Below are 19,989 nucleotides of genomic sequence, written 5' to 3' on the forward strand. Positions count from 1 at the left end.
ATTGATTATCAACCAACTCACCATAAAGTATTTTTACATTTAATAAGGTTCGACTTTATTATATTTTTCGTTTCTTTGCAATCCAATTCTTCAAAAAATTATATGGCTTGGTTTAAGAGAGAAAAAAAAGGTATCATTACTACAACAGAGGAGAAAAAAGAAGCACCAGATGGGTTGTGGAATAAATGTCCAAATTGTAAAAAACCGCTACATCAGGCAGAACTTCAGGAAAACAAATACGTTTGCCATTACTGTGATTACCACCTGAGAGTAGGCTCAAAAGAATATTTCGAGGTTTTATTTGATAATAACGAATTTAAAGAGCTGTTCCCTAACCTAACATCAGGCGACCCTTTAAACTTTAACGATAACAAACCTTACACCGATAGAATTAAAGAAAGTCAGGCTAAAACAGGCTTAAAAGATGCTATCCGTGCGGGTGTAGGTAAAATTGAAGGTCAAGACCTGGTAATTGCCTGTATGGATTTCGCTTTTATCGGCGGTTCAATGGGATCAGTTGTAGGTGAAAAGATTGCAAGATCGATCGATTACAGCATTAAACATAAAGTGCCCTTCCTGATGATTTCTAAATCAGGTGGTGCACGTATGATGGAAGCCGCATTTTCATTAATGCAAATGGCTAAAACATCAGCCAAACTCGCCTTATTAGGCCAGGCTAAAGTGCCATACATCTCTTTATTAACCGACCCAACTACAGGTGGTGTAACGGCATCATATGCGATGTTAGGCGATATCAATATCGCAGAACCGGGCGCACTGATCGGTTTCGCTGGTCCGCGGGTAATTAAAGAAACCATTAAAAAAGATTTACCGAAAGGTTTCCAGACTTCAGAGTTCGTTCTCGAGCACGGCTTCCTCGATTTTATTGTAGATAGAAGAGCCATGAAAGCTAAACTGGGCGCTTTTATTAAAATGATGAACAACTAGCTGGTTCAATAGTTCATTAGCCATTAATTCATTGGTCTGGGTGCCAAAAAATGAATTCATAATATTTAGAAAAGCAGGGCTTGAATAACTTAGGTTAATTCGGTCCTGCTTTTTTGCTTCTCCCGATTTTACATCGGGACCGCGGCAATCAGGTTTAATTAAATAGTGTTGTAGTTCTTTAGAGGGGATACTTCCACCAAAAGCATTAAACCACCCCGCCCTTCGGGCACCCCTCCGAGGGATGGGAATAAAATACACCATATTTTTTCTTATTTTTAAACTAACCAAACCATAACTAAAATGAAAAAGATATTCCTGTTAATCTCCCTAATCACCATTACTTTCGCCACACTAGCGCAGGAGAAAAAAGCTAAAGTGCCTTACGATGAAGCCTTAGCTAAAAAACTTGGTGCCGATAACTATGGTATGAAAATGTATGTGCTCGTTATTTTGAAATCAGGCACAAACACCACAGCAACAAAAGCCAAAACAGATAGTTTATTCGCAGGCCATATGGCAAACATGGGCAAAATGGTTGAAGCGCAAAAACTCGTAGTTGCTGGCCCGATGGGTAAAAACGACAAAAATTACCGCGGTATTTTTGTATTAAATACAAAATCGATCGAAGAAGCCAAACAATTACTGGAAAGCGATCCGGCCATAAAAGCCAAATTATTGGAACCAGAATTATACAATTGGTATGGCTCGGCTGCACTTGCTGAGTATTTGCCCTTTCATGATAAGATACAGAAAAGTAGTTTTTAGGATTAATAGCCAAGGGATGTAGGAAAAAAAGAAGAAGTGACCAGGAGGAGAATGTTTTATCATATAAGTTTTTCATGTAGAAGTACGCTCCATAACAACATAAAAGGTGTTTCGACGGGCTCAACGTGACAAAATCTGGAGAAATTAGGTTTATGATACAGCCCCACACCGATTCTTGCAACATTTCCATTAACATCCTTCAACCCTACTCCTTATTTCATAAATTAGCTTATCAAATAATCAACCCTAACTAATTATGAATAAAAAACTACTATTTTCTGCGCTATTGCTATGCACTTCAACCTGCATATTCGCGCAAGACAAAAAAATAATCGACAATATTGTTAAAGAAGTGAACGAAAATTCTCAATTGGAGAAACTTGCTCACGAACTTTTAGATGTTGTTGGACCTCGTTTAGTTGGTTCACCACAAATGAAACAAGCCAACGACTGGGCCGTAAAAAAATATACAGGTTGGGGTATCTCTGCAAAAAATGAAAAATGGGGCGAATGGGCTGGCTGGGAAAGGGGCATTACACACATCGATTTAATAAGTCCACGGGTGAGAACCTTAGAAGGTACGCAATTGGCCTGGAGTCCTTCTACAAATGGTAAAACCATTAATGCAGAAGCGATTATTCTCCCAGAAATTACAGATTCGGTAGCTTTTCAAAAATGGTTGCCAAATGTAAAAGGTAAAATCGTATTGATTTCGATGAATCAACTATCTGGCCGACCAGAAAAAAACTGGGAAGAATTTGCCACCAAAGATTTGTTCGAAAAGTTTAAAAAGGAAAAGGCCGATGCCGCCAAAGCGTGGACAGCCAGCATTGCCAAAACTGGTTTAACCGCAAAAACACTTCCTTTAGCCATAGAAAATGCAGGTGCAGTAGCCGTAGTGATCAATAACTGGTCGCAGGGTTTTGGTGTAGATAAAATTTTTGGTGCAAACACTAAAAAAATCCCAACCTTAGATTTATCAGTTGAAGATTATGGCTTAGTTTACCGCCTGGCATTGAACGGTGATAAACCTAAACTGAGAATTGAAGCAGAAGCTAAAAAATTAGGCGTAGTACCTACCTTCAATACCCTAGCCGAAATCAAAGGCACACAGAAACCAAATGAGTATGTAATGCTGTCGGCACATTTCGATTCCTGGGATGGGGCAAGCGGCGCTACTGATAACGGTTCTGGTACCATTTTAATGATGGAAGCCATGCGCATTCTAAAGAAATTTTATCCTAATCCAAAACGCACCATCCTGGTTGGCCATTGGGGAAGCGAAGAACAAGGTTTAAATGGCTCTAGGGCCTTTGTAGAAGATCATCCGGAGATTGTAGGTAATCTTCAGGCATTGTTTAACCAGGATAATGGTACAGGCCGCGTAGTAAATATTGGCGGACAAGGCTTTGCTAAATCAAAAGATTACATTACCCGTTGGCTGGCAGCAGTTCCAGATACGATTAAAAACCAGATCAAAACCATTTTTCCTGGATCGCCGGGTGCCGGAGGATCAGACTTTGCCTCTTTTGTTGCGGCCGGAGCCTTGGGTTACTCCTTAAGCTCTACCAGCTGGGATTATGGTACCTATACCTGGCACACCAACCGCGACAGTTACGATAAACTGGTTTTCGACGAAATCAGAAGCAATGTAATTTTAGCCGCCATTATGGTTTATATGGCCTGCGAAGATCCTGAGAAAACCTCAAATGAAAAAGCGACAGATTTACCTGTAAACGAGCGTACCGGAAAACCAGCTACCTGGCCGGTACAAACGAAATCGAATAGAAAAGGTGGATTGTAGCTAAAGATTTAAATACATTTTTAAAGGAGCACTTGGAAACAGGTGCTTTTTTTTGTTACCTCGGATCGTCATTTCGAGCGGAGTGCAACGCAGTCGAGAAACCTATCTAGGTAGATCTCTCTCCCGAACGTTCGGGACTGCGCTTCAGTCGAGATGACGATTTTTCTTAATGTATATCTCTTTTACTCCTCTTTCTTCTGAAACTTATAAAACAAATAGCCCAAAAAAGGTAAAATCAACACACTGCCCAGTAAAAGAGCTAAACCCAAGCTATAAATTGTTTTTTCAGGTCCTACGGTTTCGAGAAGTGAAATGGCATCTCCGTTTTTTAAACGGATAAAATTTGGAAAATGCGCATAACTAATGGCCAATAGAATCATAGTGACCTGAAAGCCAGCCAAAATACGCAATACCTTGGTTTTACCCCTAAGCAGTAAGTACCATAACAAAATCAGCGATAAACTCGCCAGGATAATGGCTGATAAACCTACATTACTTTTAAAAACCCAGTCGATCAAAGGAATTCCATCCCTTTGGGCAGCCATAAAAACCATCGCGCCAAAAACTACCGCAGCTACATTCATAAATTCGGCTTTTTTAATGAAACGGCGTTTATCATGAACTTCTTTTGTTTCACCTATCAGGTAAATCGCGGCAAGAAAACCACAAAGTGCAACCGTAAATAAGCCTACAGCGACAGAAAACCAATTCAGCCAGCCCGAAATATAGGCGGTATAGAAATCAGTCGCCTGTGTGTTTATATGCCCCGAAATTAAGCTTCCGGCAATAATACCCAGAAAAAGTGCGGTAACAAAACTCGAATACCGGAATATGCGGTTATAAAGCCAATGCATATCATCTTTGACTGCATCGTAATGACGGAATACAAAAGCAGTACCCCGCGCGATAATCCCGATGAGCATAATCGCCAACGGAATATGCAGATAAACCGACATGGTGGTATAAATATGTGGGAAACCCACAAAAAGAATCACAATGGCAATAATCAGCCACATGTGGTTGGCTTCCCAAACCGGACCAATGGCATGGTACAAGGTTTTACGTGTTCTGCTCCTGTTTTTTGTAGAAGTAAACAGTTCGATAATCCCTGCACCAAAATCAGCCCCACCCAATAAAAAGTAGAGCAGAATGGCCATGCATAAAAATGTAATGACAACGTCTTTCATATCTGAAAATGATTACACCGATGTTTTGATTTCACAGATCATAATTTCATCCGTGGTTAATGATTATTTTCTTCAGTTTTATTATACAGCACGGGCACCATTTTTATCTGCCGGTAAAGCAAGAATGTTACTATGATGCTTAACGAAACGTAAATGGCCGAGAAGATATAAAAGGAGTAAGCAATACCAGGCATCGGTGTAACCGCATCCTTAGTACGCATAATGCCGTAAATAATCCAGGGCTGCCTCCCAACCTCTGTAACTACCCAGCCTGCCTCTAAAGCGATATAACCAAGCGGAATGGCTATAACGAATAGCTTTAATAACCAACGTTTTTCGGTTAAAGGTTTCTTTTTAAATAAGATGAAGAAATAAGTTAAGGATACTAAGAGCAGCAGTGTACCAATCCCAACCATAATCTGAAAAGCATAATGGGTAATGGCCACCGGCGGATGTTCGTTTTCAGGAATCTGATCCAGTCCCTTAACCTCAGCCTGGAAATCGCCATGGGCCAGAAAACTTAAAGCACCGGGGATTTCGATTGCACCTTTTACCGTTTTATCTTTTTCATTCACAATGCCACCAATTAAGAGTGGAGCAGGTTTTTCAGTTTTATACAAAGCTTCCATCGCAGCGAGTTTAGCAGGCTGCCTTTTGGCTACATCTTTTGCCGAAATATCGCCACTTAAAGGCTGCAGCAAAGCACCAATACAGGCAAATATGGCCGCAATTTTAAAAGCTTTTAAGTGAAACGCTGCATTGCGGTCTCTCAGGATCATTAAAGCATGTACACCAGCCACAGCGAAGCCTGTAGCGGTAAATGCGGCTAAACACATGTGTAAAGCCTGACTAAACCATGCTTTATTGAACATGGCCTGTATGGGATCGATATTAAGGTATTGCCCGTTTACAAAATCAAAACCCGCCGGACTGTTCATCCAGGCATTTGCAGCAACCACCAATATTCCGGAAGCTAAACCACTTACGCCTACCACCATGCCGGTAAACCAATGAAACCATTTATTTAACTTATTCCAGCCGTACAAGAAAAAACCAAGGGCTATGGCTTCGATAAAAAAGGCTGTTCCCTCAAGCGAAAAAGGCATACCAAATATGGGTCCTGCATGATCCATAAATTTTGGCCACAACAAACCAAGTTCGAAAGATAACATGGTGCCTGATACCGCTCCGGTAGCAAAAAATATGGCTACACCTTTACTCCAGGCTTTAGTGAGGTTTTTATACACCTCATCGTTTGTTTTAAGCCATTTATAATGCGAAACAGCCATAAAGAAAGGCATAACCATGCCAATACAGGAAAAAATGATGTGGAAGCCTAGTGATAAGGCCATCTGGGAACGGGCTGCGATAAAATCATCCATGAGCTGTAGATTTTGAATTGTAACAAATATAGTTGTTAAAGACTAAAGCCTACGGTAATTCAATGACGTTGAAAGGATTATTTTAAATATAGAACGTTTATAAATTGAAAAAAGATTTGGTTGTTCTTACATGAACACCAAATTCCAAGGTTGTCATCCTGAAGGATAATTTATTTTATAACGAATGACAGGGTGGTAATGAATTATATATTGCATGGAATCGTCATTCCCAACTTGATTGGGAATGACGATCATTCTATTGGATTCTTTCAATGGTATCTGAGTTGAAAGATTGTCCATGGAATTAATTCAGTCAAAAATTTATTAGCAAGAAAATTACTTTCCAATAAATTAGGGCACAATAATAATTACCGCTTATAAGATTGCTTCGTCGGCTGAAAAAGCCTTCTCGCAATGACGAAAGTCTTCTAAACCCCTTTCAACTCATCATAAGCGGCACCTAAACTTCTTTGAATACCTTCACCCTTCCATTCTGATGCATTTGGAATGGTTGTCGCTTTTAAGATGTCTTCTTTGCTTTTGCCGGCTTTAATCTCTCCGCTTACAAAAGTTAAAAGGTTTTGAAGGTAATTTTGAAAAGCTTTAACATCTGCTTTGTTTCCGGTCACTTTTTCAGGATCTAAGCTATGCCCCCAGATAAATAAGGTATCGTTATCAAACTGGGCTAAAATTTTATCCAGTGCAGTAATCCAATTGCCGATGTGTGCGCCATTTTCTCTGTCGATATAAGGAAATTTACGATTGAACACCAAATCGCCTACATGTGCAATATTTGCGTGCTCAAAATGATAAACAGCATCGCCATTGGTATGACCAGAGCCATAATAGTAAGCTTTTATGTTTTCGTCTCCTACTTTTGCCGTCCATTTTGTCCCAAAAGTAGTATCGGGTAATAATTGTTTGTCTAAATTATTTGCTTTCTCTGCTCCTCTTTTCTGGTTCACCAGCGAGTTTTGATGCGCCACAACTTTTTCAGCCAAACCTTTAAATGAAATATTCCCGGCGGTATGATCGCCATGGTGGTGGGTATTAATCAGGTATTTGAAAGGTTTATCACCTAATTTCTTTAGTTCTTCGATCACGTGGGGTGCCGAAGTTGGAAATTGTGCATCTACCACCACAAATCCATTACTCGAATTTAACCACCCGATTGTACCACCCTGCTCGGTAAATATACCTACATTATTGCGCAATGCTTTAAAGTTATAAGCGCGCAACAGTTCTTGCTGTGCAAAAACATCTGTTTTATAAACTGACAGCAAGGCCATCGCCAATGCCGAATTTTTGATAAAATTTCTTCTTTCCATTTTGGGATGTAGCTAAAAAACCACAGCAAATGCCGTGGTTTAAATTTAATCATTTTGTTCGTAAATTATATTCCGGGCAATTATATTCCCGAACCTGGTGTGGTGCCCGGCTCGTGCCCCGGACCAAACGAATTGTTTTTACGGTCTTTATCTTTATTAAACAAATTGGTTGACACTTTCGATGATTTGTTTTCATCTAATGTTCTATCCGCTTTAATATCTTCTGCTGTTTTATCAAGTAAATCGTTTTCAACAACTTTACCTTTTTCTTTATTTGTTTCCATAGTATTGTAAATTGATGTATTAAAGAAACAAGTGAAAAATAAGATTGTTTTTCTTAGTTGTTTTGGGAATGGGATTATTGCTGACCAATTTCTGGTCTTAGCGTCTCGCTAAGACCTCAGGTCTATCAATTAATCTTGTTCTTTACGTTTCAGTAGAAAAAATAAAGTCTTAGCGAGACGCTAAGACCAGTGCGAGCAAAAATAAAGTCTTAGCGAGACGCTAAGACTAGGTGTATACAATCATATTGGTTGTTTGGTAATCAACCAAAGTGTTTGCACAAAGAAGTATCTGCCTCTCCTCAGAAAAGCCACTTGTATAAATTAATTATGTTTATCTGTCGCAATTACAACATTGCTCCGGGAAGTTTTCCTAATTCATGAATGCAACCGAAAGAATGAAATCTTCTTTTATGGATTTTGTTGAAATGATTTGAAGATTCAAACGAAAATGGATTAAGGATAAACTTGTAAATGTGTTTCCTTTCTTCATTTAATTTTTCTTCCTGCTTCGCGTTCTCTAGATTTTGATTTTTTTGGCTCTTTTCCATGACGATATAGATTGTTGAAAACATGGTTAGTTTTCAGGGTTAACAATTTTAATCAGAATGCCTTTCTAACTGCACAATGCATAAGTAAAAAAAGCTATTAAAAATTTGCTTAACCTTATACCACGGGGAATTTGATAAGGTTTCGTTCTGGAACTACATTAAAATGGCGTGGATTGCCTTTATCTTAATTAAATATAAGTTTTATTTCTGAGTTTTGCAAGAGTTTTTTCTAGCTTAAATAGTGAGTAGCAGATGAATTCAAAATTGATTGTTTATTTTGGAAATCAGCCACAGTGCCATTAGGCTAATACCGTCCTGCTCTTCACTTTACTTCGCTACGCTCCATGTTCGTTCCGATCAGGTTTAGGTGGCACAGCCAGCATAACTATTTGGAGTTGTAAGGTGCAGAATAGATCAGGCGCCATACCATTAAACCCTCAATAGCAGCACTGGTTTCAGTTTGTAAACCTGATTGAAATGGAAAACCCGCAGCCCGATTTTCATCGGGCGAGGATTTGAAATGGAAAGCAGGACTAACCTTAAAATGAAATGCTGTCTTTGCTTTCCAAAAAAAATCGTGATTAAAATTTTTTCCTACAAAAAAGTTCCGATTTTCATTGAGACTTTCCTATCGATTCAATTATGGTTATTGTTTTGGAAATCAAGCATAGTGATATTTAGGCAGGTACAATCCTGCTCTTCACTTTACTTCGTGTTCGTTCCGATCAGGTTTAGGTGGCACAGCCAGCATAACTATTTGAGGCTGCAAGGCGCAGAATAGAAAATCAGCAAAATTTTTATGCAAAAAAAAGTCCCAACTTTCATTGAGACTCTCCTATTTGGTTAATGATATTTTAAGCTAAAGCATTTTGCTTGACTACCATTTTAACTTTTTCGATTACGTAATCTAACTCTTCTTTTGTCGTGTATTTGCTAAATGAGAAACGCACCGAAGGACGGTTCGGATCGGCATTGATACCATTTAACACATGCGAACCAATATTTGAACCGGAAGAGCATGCACTGCCGCCAGATGCACAGATACCATTGATATCTAAATTAAATAACAACATATCGGCCATATCCATCTCCGGAAACGATACATTCAATACTGTATACAAACTTTTATCGGCCTCGGTTTCGCCATTAAAAGCAATTCCAGGGATTTCGGCGATTAATTGTGTTTTCAGATAATCTTTTAAGCCCTGAATATAGGTCTGATGCTGATCCATTTCTGCATAAGCAATTTCTAAAGCCTTTGCCAAACCCACAATACCGTAAACATTTTCTGTACCACCGCGCATGTTGCGCTCCTGTGCACCTCCATAAATCATCGGTGGAATTTTAATGTTACTGTTTACATATAAAAAGCCTACGCCTTTAGGCCCGTGGAGTTTGTGTGCTGCGCAAACAATAAAATGTGCTTTAAGGTCTCTTACATTGTGCGGATAATGCCCCATGGTTTGAACCGTATCGGCATGGTAAATGGCATTGTATTTCTCGCAGATATCCCCAACTTTAACCATATCAGTCAGTGTACCCAACTCGTTATTGGCATGCATTAATGAAACGAAAGTACGCTCATTGTTTTGAAGCAGTTCCTCTAAATGGTTATAATCGATATTCCCTTTTTCGTCGATATTAACGAAACTTAATTTATCGATTTCACCATTTTTAAGCATTGTATTTAAGGTATGCTCAACAGCATGGTGTTCTATTTTTGAAGTAATGGCATGTTTAATTCCATAGGCTGAAATTCCACAACGGATAGCTGTATTATCAGCCTCGGTACCTCCGGAAGTGAAAAATATTTCGGATGGAGATGCATTTAACAGACCAGAAACGGTTTTACGGGCTTTCTCTACAAGCGTTCTCACCTCACGACCAAGCGCATGAATGGCAGATGGATTACCGAAATAGTTTTCCATCACGTTTGTCATTTCTGCGATTACTGCCGCATCTAAAGGCGTTGTGGCCGCATTATCTAAATAGACCCTTTTCATTTCTACGAATATTTAAAAGTTAGTGTGTTGCGGAAGCCTCATTTTTAAGCATAGCCTCCGTTTTAAATGGTAAGGGTTTAATCGTTTTATTAAACCCTTACCAATATGCTTCAACCTTAAAATCCTCTAGGGATTAAAGGTGTAATATTTCTTTAATGTCAGAAATAATTTTGTTTGCCAAATTCTCGGCAATGGTTTCATTTTCTGCCTCACTGTAAATCCTGATGATTGGCTCAGTGTTCGAACGGCGCAAATGTACCCAAGTTTTATCAAATTCTATCTTCAAACCATCAATTGTACTGTATGGCTGGTTTTTATATTTCTCTTCTACTTGTTTCAACAAATTATCGATATCCATTTCTGGCGTAAGGGTAATCTTGTTTTTAGAAATATGGTATTGCGGATAACTGCTTCTCAATACTGAAATTGATTTACCAAATTTAGCTAAATGCGTTAAAAATAAGGCAATACCAACTAAAGCATCTCTGCCATAATGCGATTCAGGGTAGATAATACCACCATTTCCTTCACCACCAATAATGGCGTTGGTCGCTTTCATTTTGTTTACTACATTCACCTCTCCAACTGCCGATGCATTATACTCAGCGCCTGCGCTTTCAGTTACATCGCGTAAAGCGCGTGTTGATGAAAGGTTTGAAACGGTATTTCCCGGCGTATTCTTCAATACATAATCGGCAACTGCCACCAAAGTATATTCTTCGCCAAACATGCTGCCATCTTCGTTTACAAAACATAAACGGTCAACATCCGGATCAACAACAATACCTAAATCGGCATTTTGTTTCTGAACCTCTTTCGATATTTCAGTTAAATTTTCAGGAAGTGGTTCAGGATTGTGCGGAAAATGTCCGTCTGGTGTACAATATAATTCTACCACCTTACTTACGCCTAAAGCTTTTAATAAAGCAGGGATAAAAATACCACCTGTTGAATTTACACAGTCAATTACGACTTTAAAATCGGCTTTTTTAATCGCCTCAACATCAACCAATGGTAATGCTAAAACTTTATCGATATGTTTTTGAAGATAGGTATCGTTTTTAATTACTTTACCTAATTTATCTACATCAGCAAAATCAAAATCAGCACTTTCCGCCAAATCTAAAACTTCTTTTCCATCAGCATCGCTAATAAATTCTCCGCTGGCATTTAATAATTTTAAAGCATTCCACTGTTTTGGGTTATGGCTTGCGGTTAAAATGATACCACCACCTGCTTTTTCATCAGGTACGGCCACTTCTACAGTTGGCGTAGTAGATAAACCTAAATCGATTACCTCAATGCCCAGGCCTTGTAAAGTTCCGATAACCAGGTTATTCACCATCTCACCCGAGATACGGGCATCGCGACCTAAAACTATTCTTTTATTGCCTGTTTTTTGCACCACCCAGCTACCAAAAGCAGCGGTAAATTTCACAATATCAAATGGGGTTAAGCCGTCTCCAGCTCTTCCGCCAATGGTTCCTCGTATTCCAGAAATTGATTTTATTAAAGTCACTGTATATAATTTAATTGAGGCTCAAAAATAAGAAAAAAAACAAGATAGCTGCTATTTTGCCGAGCTTCTGCAAGTTAATTTACATTGTTTTTATATCTATTTATGCGATCAGTTTTATAGGATTGGCTGAAGCATTAAAAACAAACGTGTGTTTAATTGAAATGCTTAATCTGATTTTTATTACCAATTTTTTGCACGAATCATGGCTTCATTTTTCATACTATAAAAAATCGATTCATAATATTCTTGCAACTTTATTGCATAAAAACATATTCTAACTTTACTAGCGATTGTAAAACCTTATATTTGCATCTTTTTAAGATACAAACGGCTTTTATATGCAGCGCAAGTGGTTTCAATATTGGTTCAATTCGCCATATTATCATATTCTTTATCAACAACGAAATGATGCTGAAGCCGAGTTTTTCATCGATAAACTTACGCAATTTCTACACCCGAAAACGGATGCTAAAATGTTGGATATTGCCTGTGGCAAAGGCCGGCACTCCATTTATCTGAACAAAAAGGGATTCGATGTTACCGGAATAGATTTATCAGAACAAAGCATTAAATACGCCAGGCAATTCGAAAACAGCAAATTACACTTCCTCGTTCACGACATGCGAAGGCTGTTTTACATCAATTATTTTGATGTGGCTTTAAACCTATTTACTAGTTTTGGTTATTTTGATACAGAAAAAGACCACGTAAATGCACTTAAAACTTTTCGCAAGTGTTTGAAAGCCGAAGGTATTTTGGTGCTCGATTATTTTAATACGGAAAAGATCATCCGCAATTTAAATTCCTGCGAAACGAAATCACTTGATGGTATAACTTTCAACATCACCAAAAATGTTATTGATGGGAAAATTATTAAAAAGATAAATTTCGAAGACAAACAAAAGGTCTATAATTTCGAAGAGCGGGTACAGGCATTTAGTTTTGAAGATTTTGAACGCATGTTGAACAAGGCCGGGATGGTTATCGAAAAAGCCTTCGGCGACTATGGGTTAGCTGATTTTGACGAAAATAGCTCAGACCGGTTAATTTTAATCTGTAAAAAAGCATGATAGAAAGCATTCAGCAATTTGATGTAGAATTGTTTTTGAAAATCCACCGTGGACTTTCAAACGGCTTTTTTGACTGGTTGATGCCTTTAATGCGTAACCGTTTCTTTTGGTCGCCACTTTACCTTTTTATTGTTGTGTTTTGTATCAAGCAGTATAAAAAACAAGGTTATTACATTATTGGCATGGTACTGTTCACCTTCGCTATGGGTGATTTAATTGCCTCGAGGGTGATAAAACCTATGGTATCTCGCGTGAGGCCCTGCAATGATTTAAGTTTAACGAACGATATCATCCACCGTGTACCTTGTGGAAGTGGCTTAAGTTTCCCTTCTGCGCACGCTACCAATCATTTTGCTATAGCTGTTTTTTTAATCTGCCTTTTTTATAGCCGCTGGAAACCTATTTTACCTATTGGTATCTGCTGGGCGTTTATTATCAGTTTTGCGCAGGTATACGTTGGTGTGCATTACCCTGTTGATGTAACCACCGGCGCGCTGTTAGGCATAACAATAGGCATTATCTGTTCTAGAATATTTAAAAAATTACAACCTGATTTTTAACCTATGGAAATCTGGAAACTCTGTGTACTCTTTTTCTGTGCCTTTTTAGGTGGAACCGCTATATTTTTGGTGAAAAGTGATAAGTCTAAATTACTTAAGCTAATTTTATCTTTTAGTGGCGCCTATCTATTTGCCATTACGGTTTTACATTTAATTCCTGATGCTTACAGCGGCCCCGATAAATGGCAAATTGGTGTTTTTATCCTTATTGGTTTCTTATTACAAATTTTCCTGGAGCAATTTTCAGAAGGTGTAGAACATGGCCACATCCATAAACATCACGACGGGCATGTTTTTCCATTTGGGATTATGATCAGTTTGTGTTTACATGCTTTTTTAGAGGGAATGCCATTAGCAAAAGAACAGCATAACGAATTGATTTTCGGAATTTCTTTACACCACATCCCGGCTGCTTTTGCACTGGCCAGTATACTGATGCAGAACCATTTCAAAAAAAGCAGCATTATATTTTACCTGATTGTGTTTGCCATTATGGCGCCTCTGGGCTTTTATGTAAGTGTTGGCTTAAGCAATGGTACTATTGGAGGCATTGATGCTTATTTCAATAAAATTATGGGCATTGTAATCGGTATTTTCCTACATATTTCTACCACCATCTTATTCGAATCGAGTGCCGATCATAAAATCAATACCCGCAAGATGATTGCTGTTTTATTGGGGATTGGTGTAGCATTGATTGGTTTCTTTGCGGGACATTAATTCAGTTGGCAGTTCTTAGTTGCCAATTTGCAGTTAACCGATTTAAACAGTTAACCGATTAACCAACCAATACCCGTTTTAAACACTTAATCGTTTATAATATTTATCCTTACATAAAACATCTGTAAATTCGTATATGGATGATGTTGTAAATGAACCTGCTGTATCCTATCAAAAAAGGCATTATACCATTGAGGAATACCTGGAGATGGAAAAAGCATCGACAGTAAAACATGAGTATTTTCAGGGTGAGATATTTGCCATGTCTGGTGCGGCTTTTAACCATAATCTAATATTTTCAAATGTTTTTGGGCTTCTTTTTTCACAATTAAAAGGTTCGAAATACATACCATTTGGAAGTGGTATGAGAATGAATATCCCGGAAAACACTTTATTTACTTATCCAGACATTTCTATCTATTGTGACGAAATTAAACATTTAACAGAAGACAAAGACACTATACTCCAACCAACCATAATCATCGAAATTCTATCTCCATCAACCAAAAATTACGATAGAAGCAAAAAATTTAAGCTGTATAAAGATATTCCATCGTTACAAGAGTATATTATGATCGATTCTGAATCTGTGTTGGTAGAGGCTTATTATATTAGTGATGAACAAAACTGGATACTTAATAAACATGAAGAGCTTTCTGATAGGCTAAGGCTTGCTTCGATGGGGTTTGATTTAGCTTTAAGTGATATTTACAGCCATGTTTCCTTTAACACTGCAATTTGATTCTATGCGAAATGCAATTAACTATTAAAACAATTAACCTTTGGGGCAAATTCACTAAATTGATTATGGATGAGATTGTAAATGAACCAGCTGTAGCCTATCAAAAAAGGCATTATACTATTGAGGAATACCTGGAGATGGAAAAAGCATCGACAGTAAAACATGAGTATTTTCAGGGAGAGATATTTGCAATGTCTGGTGCCAGTGAAAATCATAACTGGATATTCACCAATATTTTCCTAGCAGTTGGCAGTAAATTAAAAGGAAAGTCTTGCTACATTTTCGGAAGTGATATGAGAATGAATATTCCCGAGAATGGGTTATTCACTTATCCTGATATTTCTATCTATTGTAATGGGCTAAAGCATAGTGAATTTGATGAAGACACCTCAATTTCACCAACTGTAATCATTGAAATTCTATCTCCATCAACCAAAAATTACGATAGAGGCAAAAAATTCAAGCTGTATAAAGATATTCCATCGTTACAAGAGTATATTATGATCGATTCTGAATCTGTGTTGGTAGAGGCTTATTATATGAATGATGAACAAAACTGGATACTCAATAAACATGAAGAGATTTCTGATAGGTTAATACTTGCTTCGATGGGGTTTGATGTAGCTTTAAGTGATATTTACAGCCATGTTTCCTTTAACACTGCAATTTGATTCCATTCGCAACTGCAATTAACTATTAAAACAATTAACCTTTGGGGCAAATTCACTAAATTGATTATGGATGAGATTGTAAATGAACCTGCTGTAGCCTATCAAAAAAGGCATTATACTATTGAGGAATACCTGGAGATGGAAAAAGCATCAACAGTAAAACATGAGTATTTTCAGGGTGAGATATTTGCCATGTCTGGCGCTGGTGATAATCATAACGAGATTTTTAGCAACGTTTTTATTGAAATTGGAAACAAACTTAAAGGCAAGCCATGCAGACCTTATGGAAGTGATAAACGAATGAGCATTCCCGAAAATACATTATTCACCTACCCTGATATTTCCATCTATTGTAATGGATTAAAGCATAGTGAATTTGATGAAGACACCTCGATTTCACCAACTGTAATCATCGAAATTCTATCTCCATCAACCAAAAATTACGATAGAGGCAAAAAATTTAAGCTGTATAAAGATATTCCATCGTTACAAGAGTATATTATGATCGATTCTGAATCTGTGTTGGTAGAGGCTTATTATACTAGTGGTGAGCAAAACTGGATACTCAATAAACACGAGGAGATTTCTGATGTACTAAGTCTGGTTTCGATGGGCTTTGATATAGCCCTAACCGATATTTATGAACATGTTCGCTTTAGCAAGGAGAAATGAGTTGTAGACAAAATTGAGAAACGTGAACTGAAAATTGCCAACTACCAACTGAATCACTTCTTCTCTTTCTTCTTCCCATAACCCCAGGGGCAGTGTTTACATTTATTTTTACAGCAATAACCCCGCTTCAAATGGTAGGCCTCGGTAAAAACCATTAACCCATCTTCGTTAAAGTAAAAATCTTCGCCTTCTTTCATATATTATCGATTAAAGATCCTGAAACAAGTTCAGTATAACGAACAGCCGATATAATGCCACTCTCCAATTATCACAACTAATTGAGTATTTTAACTTCAAGTTTGTCTTTAAAAAAATCTTTAAGCTGTTTACCATCACCATGTAAAGTCCATACCTGAGTTGGTTTAACTTTTTCTATTGTTTCTAAAATCGCATCCCAATCAGCATGATCAGAAATATAAAGTGAAATCCCGTTTTGTTGCTGCAGATTTTTCCATCCAGAGGCAAAGGCGCGTACGACATTAATTGCCTTATGGTAACTGTGAAAAACCATGGGTGGTACAATATAAACCTGATGTTCCTGATTATTTTTCATCACCTTTCTATCGTACATTTTATAATTCCCTACTTTCATACCATAATCCTCATAGATTTTAACAAAAGGCATAATACTGTGGTGAACCATTATGTTCTTCGTGGGGCAATGCTCATTGAGCAATTGGATTATCCGCTGGCTTTTACCTAAAGCATAAGAACCAAGCATAATATTCGCCTTGGTTTCGTTCAGTTTTTTTATTTCGTCTATTGGTGAAGGATGTTTGGTTTCCGGATTGGCAAAGGTACTCTCCGTAATCAATACATCAGCTTCAACGAATTCGAAAGGTTCACAGGTACTATCTGGTTCAATCTTATAGTCGCCGGTATAGAGGTATTTTATCCCCTTATACTCCATTAAAACCTGTGCCGAGCCCAAAATATGTCCGGCAGGATAAAAAGTGATGGTAACCTCTTTTATTTTGAACGGCTCATGATAATTTTTGGTATAAAAATCAACTGCTGCAAATTTGCGGTAACGGTGTTTCATAAACGTTGCTGTAGCAGCCGTACAGTACACATTCTGACTGCCACCAATAGCATGATCGCCATGGGCATGTGAAACCACTGCTTCTTTAACCGGCTGTTGTGGATCGAGGTAAAAATCGCCGTAAACACAGTACAAACCTGTTGGGGCAATGGTAATGAAATCTTCTAAAATCATGATCAGGATGAAAGGATTTAAGGATGTTATGATTTAAGTTGATTAAGCCTTGCCGCTCTTAAATTCTTTGGCCGACTTTAGAAATTCCTGATGTAAAGCTAAAACCTGTTCGATTATGGATTGCTGCTCATCATTAATAATAAAATGATCGGTCATTTTCGATTTTTCTTCGTCGCTCAGCTGTTTATCCATACGTGCTTTAACCTGCCCGGCTGTTACCCCGTCACGTTGCATTACCCGCTTCATTTTAATTTCGTAAGGGGCCGTAACCAGGATAGTGGTATCGCACATCTTATAGGAACCACTTTCGAAAAGCAAAGCAGCTTCTTTAAGCGTATATGGAGTATTAGGTGGTATGGTTTCTTCCCAGGCATCAAATGCCCTAAAAACTGCAGGATGAACCAGTGCATTTAATTTTGCAAGTTCTTCTTCATTGTTAAAAACGATATCAGCAATGTGTTTGTTATTTAACCTTCCATCGTCGAGATAACTTTCTTTTCCGAAAGTAGCTTTAACTCCCTCCACCAACAAAACATCTTTGCACATGATTGCTTTGGCAACGGTATCGGCATAAAAAACCGGAATTCCCAACACTTCAAAAACCTTGCAAGCCGTGGTTTTACCACTGCCTATACCGCCTGTAATACCGACTTTATACATTATTTTTCTACAATGAAATCTATTTTAGAAGGAACGACGCTCACCAATTTACAATAATCAGGAAACTCGGTTATTTTTACTGTAAACTGATGATGCCTTAAATTTTGCCATTCATCAACATCAATAGTAGCCGTAATAAAACTCTCATCAACCTGATCGTAATTACTTAATGCCACTAAAAACGAAACCTTAACCTTTTTTGGGTAAAGTTTAATGCTGTTATAGCTTCTATTATTGGTAATTTTTAATGGTACTTCAATCGTTTTCTCAGTAAATTCATCAACAGGGAGTTTAACCTCTACAGATGATGGATAAATGCTTACATTTTTATGGATACTATGCTGCAAAGCTACTCTGGTTGTACTGCTACTCTGTATTTTATCCTGTTTAAGGGTATCGGTGGGCCAGAATTTTATTTTTGAAAGCTCTTCTAAGGGACCGGCTACCTTTACATATTTAGGATTGAGGACAATTTCGCTGGAAATGCCATACTGTTTTACAAAACTCAGTTTATCAACCAGTTTTACCGGCACTTTTTTCACTACGCGCTTGGTGAAATCGAAATACAGGGTGTCGGGTTTAACAGAAATTACCTTTTGTGTACTTTCTAACTGCCTGTTGATATTAAACAGCTGATCGGAAAAAACGATAAAATCTTTGGTATTGAGCTGGCTCAGATTAACAGAAACAGAAGGCGGACTGATCCTTAAACGGGCAAATAATAATTGCCAACCTGTTCCTTCTACCTGTAAATCTATTGTATCAGACTGTAAGGGATAAAATGCTCTTTTGGTAGGTGTATTTTTAAAAACTAAAACCGTTTTCGCTACATAAATATATTTGTTGTTTAATGCCATAAAAAGCCATGCAGCTATAGCCAGCAGCAAGCAAGCCAATAAGCTAAATACACGTCTTTTTTCAATCTTCGTTAACCTAATGAAGGGCATAATAAATTAATGTTAGCGGTAAGCTGGAAAAATATTATCCAAAATGCATTTAATCAAATGTAGTAAAACAAAAACAGTCCCGAAAGTTTTCGGGACTGCACTTAAATTTTATTAATTTATTAAGCTTTAGGCGCTGCAACTGCTTTGGTTGCATCTAAAGAAACTGCCGATTTATCGAAACGGATCTTTACACCACCTTCAACCTCAATTAAAAAAGTAGTTTCGTTCATATCGGCGATACGACCGTGAATACCTGCGGTAGTTACAATTTTATCACCTTTTTTTAATTCTTCAACCAATTTTTTATGGTCTTTAGCTTTTTTAACTTGCGGGCGGATCATAAAAAAGTAGAAAACTACCATGATGAGTACCATTGGTACAATTGTAGTTAGCATGTTACTACCACCTGCTGCTGCCTGTAATATTACTGTTGATGTCATTTCTTATTTATTTGTTTTTTTGTGAATAGTTGGTCATCCATGTTTAACAGATGATCGACCAATTTATTTTTTAGCAAGTACCTCTCCTACCAAATGAACAGTGGTTATCGTTGGATTTGCATTTGATGTTACGGTGACTACCTTATCTTGCATGCCCATTTTACCTTCGCTATTAAAAACTACGCTAATCACCCCTTCTTTACCTGGTAAAATTGGTTCGCCTGGTACCTGCGGAATGGTACAGCCACAAGTTGCGGTTGCATTTGAAACAATAAGCGGACTTTTACCTGTATTTTTAAGTTTAAAATCGTGCTTAACTTTTTCACCCTGGGTTATTTTACCGAAATCGAAAATATCGCGTTCGAAAACAATAACAGGGGCATCAGCAGGGGCAACTTTAGCTGTTTTTGATGTATCGTTGCCAACCGAAACAGCTTTTGCAGTTTCGGTAGTTTGATTATTTGCATTGCGACATGCTGCAAATGAAAGTGCAGCAATAGCCAGGATAAATGTTCTTTTCATT

At 37.8% G+C, this 19,989-nt stretch carries 22 protein-coding genes; 10 read left to right on the top strand and 12 right to left on the bottom strand.

Annotated features, from left to right (window positions below):
* Positions 1 to 102 precede the first annotated feature (102 nt).
* From CA265_13145 to CA265_13155, 3 genes are all read left to right on the top strand, one after another.
* Positions 103 to 948 (top strand): acetyl-CoA carboxylase carboxyl transferase subunit beta, encoded by an 846-nt coding sequence (locus tag CA265_13145; GenBank protein ID ARS40553.1) that lies wholly within the window; start codon positions 103 to 105, stop codon positions 946 to 948.
* Between the two features lie 300 nt (positions 949 to 1,248).
* Positions 1,249 to 1,713, top strand: a complete 465-nt coding sequence (locus tag CA265_13150) for a hypothetical protein (GenBank protein ARS40554.1) — start codon at positions 1,249 to 1,251, stop codon at positions 1,711 to 1,713.
* Between the two features lie 256 nt (positions 1,714 to 1,969).
* Positions 1,970 to 3,517, top strand: a complete 1,548-nt coding sequence (locus CA265_13155; protein ARS40555.1) for a peptidase M28 — start codon at positions 1,970 to 1,972, stop codon at positions 3,515 to 3,517.
* A gap of 182 nt (positions 3,518 to 3,699) precedes the next feature.
* Here CA265_13155 and CA265_13160 read toward each other — a convergent pair whose 3' ends face one another.
* From CA265_13160 to CA265_13190, 7 genes are all read right to left on the bottom strand, one after another.
* Positions 3,700 to 4,704, bottom strand: coding sequence for a cytochrome D ubiquinol oxidase subunit II (locus tag CA265_13160; GenBank protein ID ARS40556.1), 1,005 nt, complete (start codon positions 4,702 to 4,704; stop codon positions 3,700 to 3,702).
* A gap of 56 nt (positions 4,705 to 4,760) precedes the next feature.
* Positions 4,761 to 6,086 (bottom strand): cytochrome ubiquinol oxidase subunit I, encoded by a 1,326-nt coding sequence (locus CA265_13165; GenBank protein ARS40557.1) that lies wholly within the window; start codon positions 6,084 to 6,086, stop codon positions 4,761 to 4,763.
* A gap of 428 nt (positions 6,087 to 6,514) precedes the next feature.
* On the bottom strand, positions 6,515 to 7,414 hold the full coding sequence (locus CA265_13170) for an MBL fold metallo-hydrolase (GenBank protein ID ARS40558.1): 900 nt from the start codon (positions 7,412 to 7,414) through the stop codon (positions 6,515 to 6,517).
* A gap of 80 nt (positions 7,415 to 7,494) precedes the next feature.
* Positions 7,495 to 7,698 carry a hypothetical protein gene (locus tag CA265_13175; GenBank protein ARS40559.1) on the bottom strand — a complete coding sequence of 68 codons (204 nt, stop codon included), beginning with the start codon at positions 7,696 to 7,698 and terminating at the stop codon, positions 7,495 to 7,497.
* A gap of 344 nt (positions 7,699 to 8,042) precedes the next feature.
* Positions 8,043 to 8,270, bottom strand: coding sequence for a hypothetical protein (locus tag CA265_13180; GenBank protein ARS40560.1), 228 nt, complete (start codon positions 8,268 to 8,270; stop codon positions 8,043 to 8,045).
* Between the two features lie 830 nt (positions 8,271 to 9,100).
* Positions 9,101 to 10,249 (bottom strand): cysteine desulfurase, encoded by a 1,149-nt coding sequence (locus CA265_13185; protein ARS40561.1) that lies wholly within the window; start codon positions 10,247 to 10,249, stop codon positions 9,101 to 9,103.
* Positions 10,250 to 10,382: 133 nt separating this feature from the next.
* Positions 10,383 to 11,768, bottom strand: coding sequence for a phosphoglucosamine mutase (locus CA265_13190; protein ARS40562.1), 1,386 nt, complete (start codon positions 11,766 to 11,768; stop codon positions 10,383 to 10,385).
* Between the two features lie 14 nt (positions 11,769 to 11,782).
* Between CA265_13190 and CA265_13195 the strand changes: the two genes are divergently transcribed.
* The 7 genes from CA265_13195 to CA265_13225 all read left to right on the top strand — a co-directional run bounded on the left by CA265_13195 (position 11,783) and on the right by CA265_13225 (position 16,203).
* On the top strand, positions 11,783 to 12,046 hold the full coding sequence (locus CA265_13195) for a hypothetical protein (protein ID ARS40563.1): 264 nt from the start codon (positions 11,783 to 11,785) through the stop codon (positions 12,044 to 12,046).
* Between the two features lie 60 nt (positions 12,047 to 12,106).
* Positions 12,107 to 12,838: an SAM-dependent methyltransferase gene (locus tag CA265_13200; protein ARS40564.1), complete on the top strand. Its 732-nt coding sequence runs from the start codon at positions 12,107 to 12,109 to the stop codon at positions 12,836 to 12,838.
* Positions 12,835 to 13,398 carry a phosphatase PAP2 family protein gene (locus tag CA265_13205; GenBank protein ARS40565.1) on the top strand — a complete coding sequence of 188 codons (564 nt, stop codon included), beginning with the start codon at positions 12,835 to 12,837 and terminating at the stop codon, positions 13,396 to 13,398. Before CA265_13200 ends, CA265_13205 begins: the two co-directional genes overlap by 4 nt.
* 3 nt (positions 13,399 to 13,401) lie before the next feature.
* Positions 13,402 to 14,118 (top strand): zinc/iron permease, encoded by a 717-nt coding sequence (locus CA265_13210; protein ID ARS40566.1) that lies wholly within the window; start codon positions 13,402 to 13,404, stop codon positions 14,116 to 14,118.
* A gap of 136 nt (positions 14,119 to 14,254) precedes the next feature.
* Positions 14,255 to 14,860: a hypothetical protein gene (locus tag CA265_13215; protein ID ARS40567.1), complete on the top strand. Its 606-nt coding sequence runs from the start codon at positions 14,255 to 14,257 to the stop codon at positions 14,858 to 14,860.
* A gap of 11 nt (positions 14,861 to 14,871) precedes the next feature.
* Positions 14,872 to 15,531 carry a hypothetical protein gene (locus CA265_13220; protein ARS40568.1) on the top strand — a complete coding sequence of 220 codons (660 nt, stop codon included), beginning with the start codon at positions 14,872 to 14,874 and terminating at the stop codon, positions 15,529 to 15,531.
* 66 nt (positions 15,532 to 15,597) lie between these two features.
* Positions 15,598 to 16,203, top strand: coding sequence for a hypothetical protein (locus tag CA265_13225; protein ARS40569.1), 606 nt, complete (start codon positions 15,598 to 15,600; stop codon positions 16,201 to 16,203).
* 274 nt (positions 16,204 to 16,477) lie between these two features.
* Here CA265_13225 and CA265_13230 read toward each other — a convergent pair whose 3' ends face one another.
* The 5 genes from CA265_13230 to CA265_13250 all read right to left on the bottom strand — a co-directional run bounded on the left by CA265_13230 (position 16,478) and on the right by CA265_13250 (position 19,988).
* Positions 16,478 to 17,419, bottom strand: a complete 942-nt coding sequence (locus CA265_13230) for an exonuclease (protein ID ARS40570.1) — start codon at positions 17,417 to 17,419, stop codon at positions 16,478 to 16,480.
* Between the two features lie 42 nt (positions 17,420 to 17,461).
* Entirely contained in the window at positions 17,462 to 18,079 is a 618-nt protein-coding gene (locus CA265_13235; GenBank protein ARS40571.1) for a dephospho-CoA kinase, read from the bottom strand.
* A complete protein-coding gene (locus CA265_13240; GenBank protein ARS42981.1) occupies positions 18,079 to 18,936 on the bottom strand; it encodes a hypothetical protein in 858 nt (285 codons plus the stop codon). The genes CA265_13235 and CA265_13240 overlap by 1 nt, the downstream gene beginning before the upstream one ends.
* 209 nt (positions 18,937 to 19,145) lie before the next feature.
* The gene (locus tag CA265_13245) at positions 19,146 to 19,466 is read right to left on the bottom strand and encodes a preprotein translocase subunit YajC (protein ARS40572.1); all 321 of its coding nucleotides are present in this window, start codon (positions 19,464 to 19,466) and stop codon (positions 19,146 to 19,148) included.
* 63 nt (positions 19,467 to 19,529) lie between these two features.
* Positions 19,530 to 19,988 carry a hypothetical protein gene (locus tag CA265_13250; GenBank protein ARS40573.1) on the bottom strand — a complete coding sequence of 153 codons (459 nt, stop codon included), beginning with the start codon at positions 19,986 to 19,988 and terminating at the stop codon, positions 19,530 to 19,532.
* Position 19,989: the final 1 nt, after the last annotated feature.

This window comes from Sphingobacteriaceae bacterium GW460-11-11-14-LB5 (assembly GCA_002151545.1).
Classification (GTDB): Bacteria; Bacteroidota; Bacteroidia; order Sphingobacteriales; family Sphingobacteriaceae; genus Pedobacter.

Coding starts and splice junctions, on each gene's coding strand:
- CA265_13145 (ARS40553.1), top strand. CDS start 103: ATGGCTTGGTTTAAGAGAGAAAAAAAAGGTATCATTACTACAACAGAG.
- CA265_13150 (ARS40554.1), top strand. CDS start 1,249: ATGAAAAAGATATTCCTGTTAATCTCCCTAATCACCATTACTTTCGCC.
- CA265_13155 (ARS40555.1), top strand. CDS start 1,970: ATGAATAAAAAACTACTATTTTCTGCGCTATTGCTATGCACTTCAACC.
- CA265_13160 (ARS40556.1), bottom strand. CDS start 4,704: ATGAAAGACGTTGTCATTACATTTTTATGCATGGCCATTCTGCTCTAC.
- CA265_13165 (ARS40557.1), bottom strand. CDS start 6,086: ATGGATGATTTTATCGCAGCCCGTTCCCAGATGGCCTTATCACTAGGC.
- CA265_13170 (ARS40558.1), bottom strand. CDS start 7,414: ATGGAAAGAAGAAATTTTATCAAAAATTCGGCATTGGCGATGGCCTTG.
- CA265_13175 (ARS40559.1), bottom strand. CDS start 7,698: ATGGAAACAAATAAAGAAAAAGGTAAAGTTGTTGAAAACGATTTACTT.
- CA265_13180 (ARS40560.1), bottom strand. CDS start 8,270: ATGTTTTCAACAATCTATATCGTCATGGAAAAGAGCCAAAAAAATCAA.
- CA265_13185 (ARS40561.1), bottom strand. CDS start 10,249: ATGAAAAGGGTCTATTTAGATAATGCGGCCACAACGCCTTTAGATGCG.
- CA265_13200 (ARS40564.1), top strand. CDS start 12,107: ATGCAGCGCAAGTGGTTTCAATATTGGTTCAATTCGCCATATTATCAT.
- CA265_13205 (ARS40565.1), top strand. CDS start 12,835: ATGATAGAAAGCATTCAGCAATTTGATGTAGAATTGTTTTTGAAAATC.
- CA265_13210 (ARS40566.1), top strand. CDS start 13,402: ATGGAAATCTGGAAACTCTGTGTACTCTTTTTCTGTGCCTTTTTAGGT.
- CA265_13215 (ARS40567.1), top strand. CDS start 14,255: ATGGATGATGTTGTAAATGAACCTGCTGTATCCTATCAAAAAAGGCAT.
- CA265_13220 (ARS40568.1), top strand. CDS start 14,872: ATGCAATTAACTATTAAAACAATTAACCTTTGGGGCAAATTCACTAAA.
- CA265_13225 (ARS40569.1), top strand. CDS start 15,598: ATGGATGAGATTGTAAATGAACCTGCTGTAGCCTATCAAAAAAGGCAT.
- CA265_13230 (ARS40570.1), bottom strand. CDS start 17,419: ATGATTTTAGAAGATTTCATTACCATTGCCCCAACAGGTTTGTACTGT.
- CA265_13235 (ARS40571.1), bottom strand. CDS start 18,079: ATGTATAAAGTCGGTATTACAGGCGGTATAGGCAGTGGTAAAACCACG.
- CA265_13240 (ARS42981.1), bottom strand. CDS start 18,936: ATGGCATTAAACAACAAATATATTTATGTAGCGAAAACGGTTTTAGTT.
- CA265_13245 (ARS40572.1), bottom strand. CDS start 19,466: ATGACATCAACAGTAATATTACAGGCAGCAGCAGGTGGTAGTAACATG.
- CA265_13250 (ARS40573.1), bottom strand. CDS start 19,988: ATGAAAAGAACATTTATCCTGGCTATTGCTGCACTTTCATTTGCAGCA.